This window comes from Serratia sp. JKS000199, assembly GCF_900215455.1.
GTDB classification, from domain to species: domain Bacteria; phylum Pseudomonadota; class Gammaproteobacteria; order Enterobacterales; family Enterobacteriaceae; genus Serratia; species Serratia ureilytica.
This window is the reverse complement of the sequence record NZ_LT907843.1, coordinates 4,623,006-4,636,610: the sequence shown is the minus strand read 5'-3', so window position 1 is coordinate 4,636,610 and position 13,605 is coordinate 4,623,006. Positions and strand designations below refer to the sequence as shown.

Annotated in this window: 13 protein-coding genes; 2 read left to right on the top strand and 11 right to left on the bottom strand. The window is 60.8% G+C overall.

Annotated elements, in window-relative coordinates; all coding sequences use genetic code 11:
* Positions 1 to 2: 2 nt before the first annotated feature.
* The 9 genes from tatB to udp form a co-directional block, all read right to left on the bottom strand.
* Positions 3 to 560: a Sec-independent protein translocase protein TatB gene (tatB, locus tag CPH57_RS21945; RefSeq protein ID WP_033644970.1), complete on the bottom strand. Its 558-nt coding sequence runs from the start codon at positions 558 to 560 to the stop codon at positions 3 to 5.
* A gap of 3 nt (positions 561 to 563) precedes the next feature.
* Positions 564 to 827, bottom strand: coding sequence for a Sec-independent protein translocase subunit TatA (tatA, locus tag CPH57_RS21940; RefSeq protein ID WP_004934452.1), 264 nt, complete (start codon positions 825 to 827; stop codon positions 564 to 566).
* A gap of 80 nt (positions 828 to 907) precedes the next feature.
* Positions 908 to 2,539, bottom strand: coding sequence for a ubiquinone biosynthesis regulatory protein kinase UbiB (gene ubiB, locus CPH57_RS21935; protein ID WP_033644971.1), 1,632 nt, complete (start codon positions 2,537 to 2,539; stop codon positions 908 to 910).
* Positions 2,536 to 3,144, bottom strand: a complete 609-nt coding sequence (locus tag CPH57_RS21930) for an SCP2 domain-containing protein (RefSeq protein WP_033644973.1) — start codon at positions 3,142 to 3,144, stop codon at positions 2,536 to 2,538. The genes ubiB and CPH57_RS21930 overlap by 4 nt, the downstream gene beginning before the upstream one ends.
* Positions 3,145 to 3,157: 13 nt before the next feature.
* A complete protein-coding gene (ubiE, locus tag CPH57_RS21925) occupies positions 3,158 to 3,913 on the bottom strand; it encodes a bifunctional demethylmenaquinone methyltransferase/2-methoxy-6-polyprenyl-1,4-benzoquinol methylase UbiE (protein WP_004934443.1) in 756 nt (251 codons plus the stop codon).
* 78 nt (positions 3,914 to 3,991) lie between these two features.
* Positions 3,992 to 5,539: a DNA recombination protein RmuC gene (gene rmuC / locus CPH57_RS21920; RefSeq protein WP_033644974.1), complete on the bottom strand. Its 1,548-nt coding sequence runs from the start codon at positions 5,537 to 5,539 to the stop codon at positions 3,992 to 3,994.
* Between the two features lie 140 nt (positions 5,540 to 5,679).
* The gene (locus CPH57_RS21915; RefSeq protein ID WP_004934438.1) at positions 5,680 to 6,210 is read right to left on the bottom strand and encodes a DedA family protein; all 531 of its coding nucleotides are present in this window, start codon (positions 6,208 to 6,210) and stop codon (positions 5,680 to 5,682) included.
* A gap of 79 nt (positions 6,211 to 6,289) precedes the next feature.
* A complete protein-coding gene (locus CPH57_RS21910) occupies positions 6,290 to 7,072 on the bottom strand; it encodes a tyrosine-protein phosphatase (RefSeq protein WP_033644975.1) in 783 nt (260 codons plus the stop codon).
* 130 nt (positions 7,073 to 7,202) lie between these two features.
* Positions 7,203 to 7,964 carry a uridine phosphorylase gene (udp, locus tag CPH57_RS21905; protein ID WP_004934432.1) on the bottom strand — a complete coding sequence of 254 codons (762 nt, stop codon included), beginning with the start codon at positions 7,962 to 7,964 and terminating at the stop codon, positions 7,203 to 7,205.
* A 489-nt stretch (positions 7,965 to 8,453) separates the two neighbouring features.
* Here udp and CPH57_RS21900 point away from each other — a divergent pair, with 489 nt between their 5' ends.
* A complete protein-coding gene (locus CPH57_RS21900; RefSeq protein ID WP_033652652.1) occupies positions 8,454 to 9,281 on the top strand; it encodes a dienelactone hydrolase family protein in 828 nt (275 codons plus the stop codon).
* Positions 9,282 to 9,365: 84 nt separating this feature from the next.
* Here CPH57_RS21900 and metE read toward each other — a convergent pair whose 3' ends face one another.
* Complete coding sequence (gene metE / locus CPH57_RS21895; protein WP_172428014.1) at positions 9,366 to 11,654, bottom strand: 5-methyltetrahydropteroyltriglutamate--homocysteine S-methyltransferase; 2,289 nt, start codon at positions 11,652 to 11,654, stop codon at positions 9,366 to 9,368.
* A 90-nt stretch (positions 11,655 to 11,744) separates the two neighbouring features.
* Here metE and metR point away from each other — a divergent pair, with 90 nt between their 5' ends.
* Complete coding sequence (metR, locus tag CPH57_RS21890) at positions 11,745 to 12,689, top strand: HTH-type transcriptional regulator MetR (RefSeq protein WP_016929455.1); 945 nt, start codon at positions 11,745 to 11,747, stop codon at positions 12,687 to 12,689.
* 36 nt (positions 12,690 to 12,725) lie between these two features.
* On the opposite strand, the gene CPH57_RS21885 is transcribed toward metR, so the two are convergent.
* Positions 12,726 to 13,586, bottom strand: coding sequence for a carboxylate/amino acid/amine transporter (locus CPH57_RS21885; protein WP_096242719.1), 861 nt, complete (start codon positions 13,584 to 13,586; stop codon positions 12,726 to 12,728).
* Positions 13,587 to 13,605 lie beyond the last annotated feature (19 nt).

Sequence of the window (13,605 nt, the reverse complement as noted above, 5' to 3'; positions counted from 1 at the left end):
TATTAACGATCGCCACTAGGTTGGTGAGACGCTGGGGTTTTATCCGCAACAGGTTCGACAGGAGCAGGCGCGGTTTCCACCGGCGCTTTAGCGGGTTGCGCCGCCACTGGCGCAGCCACGACGGCTTCAGGTTCCACTGCCGGTTTTGGCACGGCGGCGGGCGCGCTGGCGCTGGTTGCCGCTTCCGCCGGCGTCACGCCGTCGTGCAAGGCTTCCGGATCGATGGCCTGCGGGTTATGGATGGTGTTCGCCAGCTCTTCTTTCTCGCCCCGGTAGGTGCGTTTCAAGGATTCCGCCGCGTCTTTCAGCTCATCCATCGACGCCTTCAACTCCGGCGTCAGGTTCTGCAGGCCGGCCTGTTCGGCTTTCTTCAGGCTGTCCTGCAGCTCCTGCAGCTTCAGCTCCTGAGACAGTTCGTGCTGCACCGAGGCCGCCAGCGAGCGCAGCGCGCGGATCCAGCCCGATACCGTTCTGACCGCAACCGGCAAGCGTTCCGGCCCCAGAACAACCAGGCCGATCACCAGCACCAGCAGCAGCTCACTAAACCCAATGTCAAACACGGTTTATACCTGCTCTTTGTTCTTCGACTCTTCCGGTTTCACTTCCGGCTGCTTATCGGTAATAGGCTTGGCCGAGAAATCAGCGTCATCCAGGCTGCTTTTTTCAGCCGTGTTGGGGGTCGACGGCGTATCGTCACCGATCGCTTTTTTGAAGCCCTTGATCGAGGCGCCGAGATCGGAACCCAGCGTGCGCAGTTTTTTGGTGCCGAACAGCAGCACCACGATCACTGCGATGATCAACAATTGCGTAATACTAATACCGCCCATTTTAATTACCTCTAATTTTAAGGGGTCTTTTAAAGCCAGCCCGCATTATAGAGCCGACTTCACCAGAGTAACGAATTAAATCAGGTGGTTCGCTTCCAGCCAATCACCCAGCATACGATGCCGGCGGCCATCATCCAGGCGGGGAACACCTCGATTTGCCCCAGCAGCAACAGCGTGCCGCTTACCAACAGTGTAGCGCCAACGCCGAACAAATAACGTGACTGCCCCTGACGAACCCGCTGAGCCTGCATCTGGTTGGTCAGCTTATCAACGCTTTGTTGCAACAGTTTATGCTGCTGCAGGCTGTCGTAAAACAGCTCGGGCAGCTCGGGCAGTTTCTCCGCCCAGAACGGCGCCTTCTCTTTCAGCGCGCGCACCACGGCGGGAATGCCGACCTGATCGCGCAGCCAACTCTCGAGGAACGGCTTGGCGGTGGTCCACAGATCCAACTGCGGGTAAAGCTGACGCCCCAGCCCTTCAACATACAGCAAGGTCTTCTGCAATAACACCAGCTGCGGCTGCACTTCCATATTGAAGCGGCGCGCGGTGTTGAACAGGTTCAGCAGCACGTTGCCGAAGGAGATCTCCGCCAGCGGCTTCTCGAAAATCGGTTCGCACACGGTACGGATGGCGAATTCGAAGTCTTCCACGTTGGTGTCGCGCGGCACCCAGCCGGAGTCGACGTGCAGTTCCGCCACCTTGCGGTAATCGCGGTTGAAGAAGGCGATGAAGTTTTCCGCCAGATAGCGTTTGTCATCCTTGTTCAACGAACCGACGATGCCGCAGTCGATGCCGATGTAGCAAGGATCTTCCGGATGTTCGTAGCTGACGAAAATATTACCGGGATGCATGTCCGCATGGAAGAAGCTGTCGCGGAATACCTGGGTAAAGAACACCTGAACGCCGCGTTCCGCCAACAGTTTCATGTTGGTGCCCTGCTGCTCCAGCGTGGCGATGTCCGAGACCGGAATGCCGTAGATACGCTCCATCACCAACACGCTTTCGCGGCAGTAGTCGGAGTAAACTTCCGGCACGTACAGCATCGGGCTGCCGTCGAAATTGCGACGCAGCTGAATGGCGTTGGCCGCTTCGCGCAGCAGGTTCAATTCGTCCAGCAGGGTTTTTTCGTACTCGCGCACCACTTCGCGCGGACGCAGGCGGCGGCCGTCCGGCAACAGCTTCGGCACCCAGCCTGCCAGCCGGTACATCAAGCGCACGTCGGCTTTGATAATCGGCCCGATATCCGGCCGGATCACCTTCAGCACCACTTCCTGGCCGGTGGTTTTCAGCCGCGCGGTATGCACCTGCGCGATCGAGGCGGACGCCAGCGGCTGCTGCTCGAAGTCGTCGAACCAGGTTTCCAGCGGGCCGCCCATCGCCAGCTCGATATGCTTGCGCGCCAGCGCACCGTCGAAAGGCGCCACCCGATCCTGCAGCAGCGTCAGCTGATCGGCAATGTGCGGCGGGAACAGATCGCGGCGGGTAGACATCATCTGGCCGAACTTGATCCAGACCGGCCCCAATTCCTGCAGCGCCAGCCGCAGACGTTCGCCCAGCGGTTTGTCCTTGTGCCGATTAGGCATCCAGAACAGCAGCCGGCGGCCGAAGCGCAGCGGCAGCGTCAAACGCATTGTCGGGATCAGCTCGTCCAGCCCATAGCTGAGAAAAACGCGGACGATAAAATACAAACGGCGCAGTTCGCCTGGGGTCATCGCTTGCCCTCCAACTTATCCATGCGGGCAATCAGCGCTTCCGCGCTGCGGGCGAGCGCATCCACTTCTTCATTGAACCACACCACTTCCAGCGGCCCCGGCGCCAGACGCCACTCTTCCGTCAGCGCCTCAGCCATGTCTTGCTGCCGACGCATCAATCCGGCCTTGAGTAACGAAGCACCTTTGCCCAGCGCCTGCGTAATGCCTTGAGCGGCGATATCGCCGATATAGGGCGCCAGCCATTCCGCCGGATCCCACTCCGCCAGATCGAGCAGGCCAACCAGCTGTTGCACCACCTGAATATCCCCTTCCACCGTCAATTCGCCGCTGCGCATCAGCACCGGCAACTGCTGGCGATCGCGCAGCTTCAGTAAGGAGGGAATGCGGCTGCGCACCGTGCAATCGGCGCTGTCTTCAGACTGCCCCAGCACATCCACGCGCAGTTCGCTGAACACCAGCACCAGCGGTGAAGCCAACTCTTCCAGTTCGATGCGCAGCACCTTGCCCGCCAGGCGTTGGCGAGCGGCTTTCATGCTGCGATCGCGAAACAGCAGGTTATTCAGCGAGGTTTCCAGCGCACCGGTCAGCAGAGGGGTAAACAGCATCGGCATCTCCCTCTCAGAACTTGAAGCCGCGATGCAGGGCGACAATCCCACCGGTCAGGTTGAAATAGGTGACGTTTTCAAAACCGGCGTTGCCCATCATGCCCTTCAGGGTTTCCTGATCGGGGTGCATACGGATCGATTCCGCCAGATAGCGATAGCTGTCCGGATCTTTCACTACCAGCTCGCCGATCTTCGGCAGCACGTGGAAAGAGTATGCGTCGTAAGCTTTGCTCAGCGGCGCCAGCAGCGGTTTGGAGAACTCCAGCACCAACAGGCGGCCGCCCGGCTTCAGCACGCGGAACATCGAACGCAGCGCTTTGTCTTTGTCGGTGACGTTACGCAGGCCAAAGGAGATGGTGATGCAATCGAAGTAATTGTCCGGGAACGGCAGCGCCTCGGCGTTGGCCTGCACGTAATTGATGTTGCCGACGATGCCGCGATCGCGCAGCTTCTCGCGCCCCATCTTCAGCATCGAATCGTTGATGTCCGCCAGCACCACCTGCCCCTGCTCGCCAACCATGCGGGAGAACTTGGCGGCCAGGTCGCCGGTGCCACCGGCCAGATCCAGCACGCGCTGCCCGCGGCGCACGCCGCTGCAGTCAATGGTGAAACGCTTCCAGATACGGTGGATGCCGAACGACATCAGGTCGTTCATCACGTCATACTTTGCCGCTACCGAATGAAAAACGTCCGCCACCATGGCCTGTTTTTCGTCTCTAGCGACGGTGCGAAAACCGAAATCGGTGGTTTCCTGCGATTGATCTGCCATTGTCCTGCCTGCTATTCAGTCAATTTTGTGTGGATGAGTGTACCAGAAGCCCGAGGAATACCCCACCTCGCCACGGCCTCAGCCGTGCGAAACGAAGCCCGGTTCCCCGGTGGTATCATCATCGTCGTTCGTCTGCGGCAGCGCGGCGACCTCGTCGTCGTTCGCCTCTTCCGCTTCATCGTGTTGCGCGCCGGCTTGCTGCGCCAGCAGCGGGTTTATCGGCCGCTTGACCTCAACCCCCAGCGCGCGGAAACCTTCAATTTGGCCGATAAGATTACCACGGCCTTCGCTCAGTTTGTTCATCGCCTGACGATAACTGCCCTGCGCCTTGTCCAGGCTCTGCCCCAGCGCGGACATATCGTCCACGAACAGCCGCATCTTGTCATACAGTTTCGCCGCACGCTCGGCGATGCGCTGGGCATTCTGGCTCTGATGCTCATAGCGCCACAGGTTGGTGATGGTACGCAGCGCCACCAGCAACGTGGTCGGGCTGACCAGCATGATGTTGTGCTTGAGCGCTTCGCTGATCAGCTCCGGCTCGCGATCGATAGCCAGCAGGAAGGCCGGCTCGACCGGAATGAACATCAGCACATAGTCCAGCGAACGCAGCCCCGGCAGCTGCTGGTAGTCCTTGCGGCCCAGCATGCGAATGTGGCCGCGCAGCGAAGCGATATGTTCGCTCAGCGCCGCTTCGCGCTCCGCCTCGTCTTCACCGTTGAAATAGCGCTCGTAGGCGATCAGCGACATCTTGGCGTCGATCACGACATCCTTGCCCTGCGGCAGGCGCACGATCACATCGGGCTGCATGCGACTCTGATGATCTACCCGCACGTTGACCTGCGTTTCATACTCGTGCCCTTCGCGCAGGCCGGAGGCCTCCAGCACCCGGCTCAGCACCACTTCACCCCAGTTGCCCTGGGTCTTGTTGTCGCCTTTCAGCGCCTTGGTGAGGTTGATGGCCTCACGCGCCATTTGCGCATTCAACTGCTGCAGATTGCGTATCTCGTGCGTCAGCGTGTGGCGCTCACGCGCCTCCTGGCCAAAGCTGTCCTGCACCTGTCGGCGGAAACCGTCCAGTTGTTCGCGCAGCGGCAGCAGTAACCGATCCAAACTTTGCTTATTTTGCTCGTCCACCTTGCGGCCGCTGTGTTCAAAAATGCGGTTGGCGAGGTTTTCAAACTGGGTGGTGAGGCGCTGTTCGCTGTTGATCAGCAGACGCTGCTTCTCCTCCGCCGCCATGCGCGTCTCTTCCAGACGGATGGTGACTTCGCGCAGCTCGGCCTCCTGCGCGCTGTTCACCTCGCGCTGGGCGCGCAGCTCTTGGTTGAGCAGCTCGCATTCGTTGCGCCAATGGTTGAGCTGTTGCAGTTTTTCATGCCCGGCCGCCAGCTGGCTGTGCAGGTTGCGCAGCTCCAGCTCGTTCTGGCGCGACTGCTGTTCGTGGCGCAGCAGGGCCTCCTGCCGCACGGCCGTCTCCTGCTGCGCCTGCTGCAACGCTTGCTCCAGCAACCGCAGTTCGGTTTCATGTTGCGCGTTCGTCTGCTGCACTCGCAGACTGGCGATCAGCCACCCTAACAGCATGCCGATCGCGACGCCGCCAATCCCATAAATCAGACTGGTATCCACCCTGCCTCCTGTTGCACCTTGCCGTTCCGGCGTTTCGCACGCCCATTGCCCGTCACGTTAAGGGGAGGCTGTATGGATGTCCAGCCTGATTTTGCCCGCCGCGCACAATATTGCGCGGCGCTGCGCAATTTAGCGAGAAATCAGCCCAGCCACTGGCTGAGCCACTTGATGCCGAACGCCCCCGGCGCCAGAATGCCGAACGCCCAGATCATCGCCGACGTGACGTTGGCCAACTGGAAGTAGCGCTGCGGCATGCCGCAAATGCCCCCCACCAGCGGCACCACGGCGCGCAGCGGGCCGAAGAAGCGGCCAATGAAAATGCCCAGCACGCCCCAGCGCTCAAAGAAGGCGTGGCCGCGCGCCAGCAGCTGCGGATTGCGCGACAGCGGCCACATATGGGCCACCCGATCCTGATAGTGGTAGCCGATCCAGTACGAGAGCCAGTCGCCGAAAAACGCCCCGGCGGCGGCGGCGGCCCAAATCGGCCAAAAGGCGATGCCGCTTTCGCCGATCAGCGCGCCCAGCGCCAGCAGGATCACCGTGGCCGGCAGCAGCAGCGACAAAAACGCCAGCGACTCGCCGAACGCCAGGAAGAAGATGATGGGAATGGCCCAGCCTTCGTGCTGACGCACGACGTCGCTGACCCAGTTGATAACGTCATTGAGGCTCAATGCAGGGCTCCTGATACGCGATGGTTCGCCGCCTAGGATAAGCCGGGGCGAGTTAAACCCCGGCTAAACACGCGGCAATTTACTCGAGGTAGAACGCCCGCAGCACTTCGCGCTGGGCCGCGCCCAGGCCGTATTCCGCTTCCAGCCAGCGGTCGGTGGAGCCGTATTGTTGGCGGATGCAGCCCAGCGCCGTCATCAGGAACTCCTCGCGCGCGCTGAGCACGTAGGCGAATTGCTCCAGCGCCGCCGCATTCAACTTGATAGACAGCTGATCCAGCATCTGCTCGCGGAAAGCGGCCAGCGTGGTTTCGGTCAGCAGATAGTCTTCCAGCACCGTCGCTTCGTCGGCCCCCAGCGCGAACAGCACCAGCGCCGAACCGACCCCGGTGCGATCCTTGCCGACCGCGCAGTGTTGCACGATTGCGCCGCCGCCGGGGTTGCTCAACAGCTGCGCCAACCGCTGATAGGCCGCATTGCCGAACGGCAGGCGGCGATACAGCTCCAGCATGAACGCCCGGGCGTCGAAAGCGGCCAGCGTTTCGTTGGTGAGCTTTTCCAGGTTGGCGTTGACTTCGCTGCTCAGCGGGTTGGCCGGCACGTGGTGATAGTCGGCGCCATTCCACAGAATATCCGGTTTGGCCTGCACTTCGTCGGCATCGCGGTAGTCCAGCACCGAACGCACCGGCACCCCAGCGAGGAAAGTGCAGTCGTTTTCCGTCAGCCGCTCGAGAGAACCGGAGCGGAACAGCAGGCCGCGTTTGATGCGGCGCCCGTCGGCCACGCCGTTGCCGCCGAAGTCACGGAAGTTAATGCCGCCGTCGAGCGGCGCAAGCGAAGGATGAAGCAGGATCTGGGCGGTCATAAACGTCCTCGTTGTTTTTGTTCTGACAACGCGCGGCAGCCATCGGCGCAGCGCTGAGGAGTATCACCGTAACAGATTAGCCGCGAATGGAAAAACGGACCGCGTCGGCGGCCCGCTGGGGGTAAGGCGATTACAGCAGACGGCGGGCGGCGTCCACCACGATCTGCACCGCTTTGCTTTCGGTGTTTTTCATGGTTTCGGCGTTCGGGATCTCTTGCTGGGTGCGGTTGACGATCACCCCGGCCACCATGCCGGCGCGCAGGCCCTGGCTGGCGCACATGGTCAGCAGCGTGGCAGATTCCATTTCATAGTTCATCACGCCCATCGCCTGCCACTCTTCCATCGAGCCTTTGAAACGGCTGACCACGCGGCCAGAGTAGGTATCGTAACGTTCCTGGCCCGGATAGAAGGTATCGGAAGAGGCGGTCACACCAATGTGCGTGGTAGCGCCGCTGGCCTTGGCCGCTTCCACCAGCGCGGTGGTACAGGCGAAGTCCGCGACCGCCGGGAACTCCATCGGCGCAAAGTGCAGGCTGGCGCCGTCGAGACGTACCGCCGCCGTGGTGACCAGCACGTCGCCGACGTTGATGTTCGCCTGAATGGCGCCGGTGGTGCCGATGCGCAGGAAGGTGCGGATGCCCAGCTGCGCCAGCTCTTCCACCGCGATAGAGGTAGACGGGCCGCCGATGCCGGTGGAGCAGACGATCACCGCCTTGCCGTCCAGCTCTGCGCGCCAGGTAGTGAATTCACGATGGGAGGCCAGATGCACCGGATTTTCCATCAGCTTGGCAATCTTCTCTACGCGCTGCGGATCGCCCGGCACGATGGCAAGCTGGGCCCCTTGTAAATCGTTCTTGGTGAGGCCGAGATGAAAAACATCAGACTGAGACATACGAGACTCCTCATGGATCATGTTTATTGGGAGGAACAAAAAAGCACTCTACTGAAAATCGCCGCTTAATTTCGTGACGATAGTCACTATGAAAAGAGAAACAAATTACATGCTACATATTTTTTGTGATTTTTATCACAAAAAAAAGCACTATAAGGCATCCAGAACGCACCGCTAAACCTCAGTCTAGCCGACAAACCTTGCCGCTCCCTGCCCGTTGATTGCCGGCTGAAACTATTTAGCTCATCAATTCGAAATACCCCCATCTTATCGGTTGCTTAGGGACAAAAAAGCCCTCTAACGCACCTTATGGCACTTACGCGGGCCAAAACGCGTAATAACATGATAAAAAGCGCTTAAAAATGCCGTAAAGCCAGATAATTAGCCGTTTTTTATCGACTTGTCCGAAAGTGCGCCACGCAGCGCCAATAATGGGTAATCTTTCCTATAGTTAATCTCAGCGCTTTTTTCTATTGCACGGAGACCGCAATGAAAACCGAACATGTGATGACATTAGAACAGGCTCAGGGAGGATTCGCCCCGGCCGCCGCGCCGGTAGCCGCCTCCGCGATTATCACCGATGAACAGGGCATTCACGCCGGGCAAACGACTATTCCTTCCCAGGGAGACGCGCTGCCGGCCTACGTCGCCAAACCCGCCGACCACAACGGCCCCTTCCCCATCGTGCTGGTGGTGCAGGAAATCTTCGGCGTCCATGAACATATTCAGGATCTGTGCCGTCGTCTGGCCAAACAGGGCTATCTGGCGATTGCCCCCGAGCTCTATTTCCGCCAGGGCGACGCCAACGACTACACCGATATCGGCGAGCTGTTCCAGCAGCTGGTGACCAAGGTGCCGGATCGTCAGGTGCTGTCGGATCTGGATCACGCCGCGCACTGGGCTATCCGCCACGGCGGCGACGCCGGCAAGCTGGCGATCACCGGTTTTTGCTGGGGCGGCCGCATTACCTGGCTGTACGCAGCGCACAACCCGCAGTTAAAAGCGGCCGTCGCCTGGTACGGCAAACTGGTGGGTGAAAAAACGCTGAATTCGCCGAAGCATCCGGTCGATGTCGCCACACACTTGTCAACGCCGGTGCTGGGGCTGTATGGCGGGCAGGACAGCGGCATTCCGCTGGATACGGTGGAAAACATGCGTCAGGCGATCCGCGCCGCCAACGCCGATGCCGAAATCGTGGTGTATCCTGGCGTCGGGCACGCATTCAACGCCGACTATCGCCCCAGCTACAACGCCGAAGCGGCGGAAGACGGCTGGCAGCGCATGCTGGCGTGGTTCGCCCAGCACGGCGTCAAGTAATCCTCCTCGCATAAAAAAGGGCGCCGAAGCGCCCAATCATCACACCAGTAAATCTATCTGCGGCGGTTTACCCGCCGCGCGGCATCACGCGTGCTCGCGCAGGCGCTGCGCCGCCAATACCATGTTGGCCAGCGACTGCCGGGTTTCCGGCCAACCGCGAGTTTTCAGGCCGCAATCGGGGTTGACCCACAGGCGTTCCGCCGGGATGTTCTGCGCCGCTTTACGCAGCAGCGCTTCGATCCATTCCACGCTCGGCACGTTCGGCGAGTGGATATCGTAGACGCCCGGCCCGATTTCGTTCGGGTATTCGAACTCTTTGAAGGCTTCCAGCAGATCCATATCGGAACGCGAGGTCTCGATGGTGATCACGTCGGCGTCCAGCGCGGCGATGGAGTCCATGATGTCGTTGAACTCGCAGTAACACATGTGGGTGTGGATCTGGGTGTCATCCTGCGCCACGGCGGCGTTCAATTTGAAGGCGTCCACCGCCCAGTTCAGGTAGGCGGCCCAGTCGGATTGTCGCAGCGGCAGCCCCTCGCGCAGCGCAGGTTCGTCGATCTGAATGATGCCGATGCCGGCTTTTTCCAAATCCTCCACCTCGTCGCGCAGCGCCAGCGCAATCTGCTTGGCAATCACTTCACGGGTCACGTCTTCACGCGGGAACGACCAACACAGGATGGTCACCGGCCCAGTCAACATGCCTTTTACCGGCTTGTCGGTCAGCGACTGGGCGAATTTGGCCCATTCGACAGTGATAGCTTCCGGGCGACTGACGTCACCGATGATGACCGGCGGCTTCACGCAGCGGGAACCGTAGCTCTGCACCCAACCATTCTGGGTAAACACGAAGCCGTCGAGGTTCTCACCGAAATATTCCACCATGTCGTTGCGCTCGGCTTCACCGTGCACCAGTACGTCCAACCCGAGGCGCTCCTGCTCGACGATCGCCTGTTTGATGTGCTCACCGATGCTGGTGCGGTAGTTGCTGCCGTCCAAACGGCCCTGTTTGAAGTCCAGACGCAGGCCGCGGATCTCGGTGGTCTGCGGGAACGAACCGATGGTGGTGGTCGGCCAGGCCGGCAGGTTGAAACGCTCGCGCTGCGCCCTGGCGCGCTCGGCGTAAGCGCTATGGCGTTCGCTGTCCTGCGCGGTGATCGCGGCCAGCCGGCGCTCAACCTGTGGGTTATGCACGCGGCTTGACTGGCGGCGGGCGCGGATCGGCGCGCTGTAGGCGTCCAGCTCGGCCTGTTTCGTCGCCTCAGGCGCGTTCAGCGCCGAGCTCAACAGCGCCAGCTCGGCGCATTTTTGCAGGGCGAAGGCGAACCAGCTTTTCACTTCTTCGTCCAGACGGCTTTCCACGCTCAGATCGATCGGGCTGTGCAGCAGTGAACAGGAGGTGCCGATCCACAGCGGGCGCTGTCCCACCAGCGGCTGCAGACGTTCGAACCAGCGGCTCAGATCGGCGCGCCAAACGTTGCGGCCGTTGATCACGCCCAGCGACAGCAGCCAGTCTTGCGGCAATGCGGCGCTCAGCGCGGCGATATCGTCATGGCCGGCGACCAGATCGACGTGCAGCCCCTGCACCGGCAGCGTACGAATGGTGTCGAGGTTGTGGCCGACGCTGTCGAAATACGTGGTCAACAGCAACTTAACCTGCCCCTGCAACGCGTCATACGCCGGTTTGAAGGCGTCCAGCCAGGCTTGCGGCAGCTCCAGCACCAGCGCAGGTTCGTCGATTTGCACCCACTCGACGCCGCGCTTCGCCAGCTCCGCCAGCACCTGCTGGTAAACCGGCAGGATCTCTTTCAGCAGCGACAGGCGGTCGAACGGCTCGCCCTTCACCTTACCCAACCACAGATAAGTCACTGGGCCAAGCAACACCGGCTTGATGTGATGCCCCAGCGCCAGCGCTTCGTCCACTTCGTCCAGCAGTTGGGTCCAGCCCAGCTTGAACTGCTGGCCTTGCTGGAATTCGGGCACCATGTAGTGATAGTTGGTGTTAAACCATTTGGTCATTTCCGCCGCGGCCGCCGGCTCGCCGGTCGGTGCGCGGCCACGGCCGATGCGGAACAGCGTGTCCAGATCAATAGAGCCATCCGCATTCTGATGGCGCGCCGGCACGTTGCCCAGCAGCAGGCTGGTGGTCAACACATGATCGTACCAGGCGAAATCGCCGACCGGCACCAAATCCACCCCGGCCTGCCGTTGCTGCTGCCAATGACGAGCGCGCAGCTCGCGGCCAACCGCCAACAGCTCTTCCTGCGTTGAGTTGCCGGCCCAGTAGCTTTCCTGAGCTTTTTTCAGCTCACGTCGTAGCCCAACGCGAGGAAAACCCAGTGTGTGATTCAAAATTGCCATCGTCATATTCCCCATTTAGCCGTCCAGATGTTTACACATCCATAATCAGCAGGTACTGTATTAACCACAAGCGCAATTTATTCACTGTCAATGTGAAGGACTCTCATGATCGAACTGAAACATTTACGGACGCTGCAGGCTCTGCGCAACAGCGGTTCGTTGGCGGGGGCGGCGGCCCAACTTCATCAGACGCAGTCTGCCCTGTCGCACCAGTTCAGCGATCTTGAACAACGTCTGGGCTTCAAGCTGTTCGTGCGCAAGAGCCAGCCCCTGCGCTTCACCGCCCAGGGCGAGATCCTGCTGCAGCTGGCGGAACAGGTGCTGCCGCAGATCCAGCAGGCGCTGCAGGCCTGCCACGAGCCGCATCAAACCACGCTGCGCATCGCCATCGAATGCCACAGCTGCATTCAGTGGCTAACGCCGGCGCTGGACAACTTCCGCCAGCGTTTCCCGCAGGTGGTGATGGACTTCACCTCCGGCGTCACTTTCGATCCGCAGCCGGCCCTGCAACAGGGCGAGCTGGATCTGGTGATGACGTCGGATATCCTGCCGCGCAGCGGCCTGCACTATTCGCCGATGTTCGATTTTGAGGTGCGTCTGGTGCTGGCGCCGGATCATCCGCTCGCCGGCAAGCCGCACATCGAGCCGGAAGACTTGAGCGATGAAACGCTGTTGATTTACCCGGTGCAGCGCCAGCGGCTGGATATCTGGCGGCATTTCCTGCAGCCGGCGGGCGTCAACCCGGCGTTGAAGAACGTCGATAACACGCTGCTGCTGATCCAGATGGTCTCGGCGCGGATGGGGATTGCGGCGCTGCCGCATTGGGTGGTGGAGAGTTTCGAACGTCAGGGGCTGGTGGTGACCAAAACCCTGGGTGACGGCCTGTGGAGCCGCCTGTACGCCGCCGTGCGCGACGGCGAACAGCGCCAGGCGGTGACCGAAGCCTTTATCCGCTCGGCCCGCCAGCACGCCTGCGATCATCTGCCGTTTGTACGCGATGCCGCACGCCCCGGCGCGACCGGCGCCAAAGCATTGGCGGCCGGCGTATAAACATTCGGGCCCCCCGTTCCGGGGTGGCCCACTCGTTTAGCCAAGCTGTTTCGGCGCTACCCAGCGGCGATGCACCCACAGCGAAGCGACGATCACCGCCCCACCGATGATAAAGCTCAGCCAGTGCGGCTGCTGTTGCCAGATGGCCAGATTGACCAACAAACCGGCCGGCACATGCATATTGTTCATGATGCCGAGCGTGCCCGCATCGACCTGAGTCGCGCCATAGTTCCACATGAAGTAACCCAGTCCCGACGCCACCACGCCCAGCCAGATCAGCACGCCCCACTGCAGGTTGGTGGTTGGCAGCTGCTGCGGGTTACCCCACAGGAACCAGGCCACCACCGCCACCGCCGCCGCCCCCAGGTAGAACCAGGAAAAGGCGGTGTGCTGCGGCAAGGGGTGCACTTCCATCAGGCGCTTATAGCCGACCATGCCGATGGCGAAGCTGATATTCGCCGCCTGCACCAGCAACAGCCCCCACCAGAAGTGTTCGCTCAGTTGATGATAGCGAATGATCGCCGCGCCCAGCACCGCCAGCAGCGCACTGAAGACGTAGCCCCAGCGCAGACGGCGGCCGCTCAGCAAGTCGTAGATCAACGTGATGTACAGCGGCGTCAACACGGTGAACAGCAGGAATTCGGGTACCGTCAGGTAGAGATAGGCGCGGAAGCTGAACAGATACATGATGCCCAGTTGGAAGGCGCCCACCAGCATATACAGCAGGATCACCCTGGGCTTGATATTGCGCCAACGCAGAAACGGCAGGAACACCAGCGCCGCCAGCCCGATGCGCACCAGCGCCGAGAACCCGCTGTCGACATGGCCCGCCAGGTACTCGCCGATCAGGCTGAAAGAAAATGCCCACAGGATGGTGGTTATAACCAAAAGCAGCACGATGGGTTCACCCTAAAAA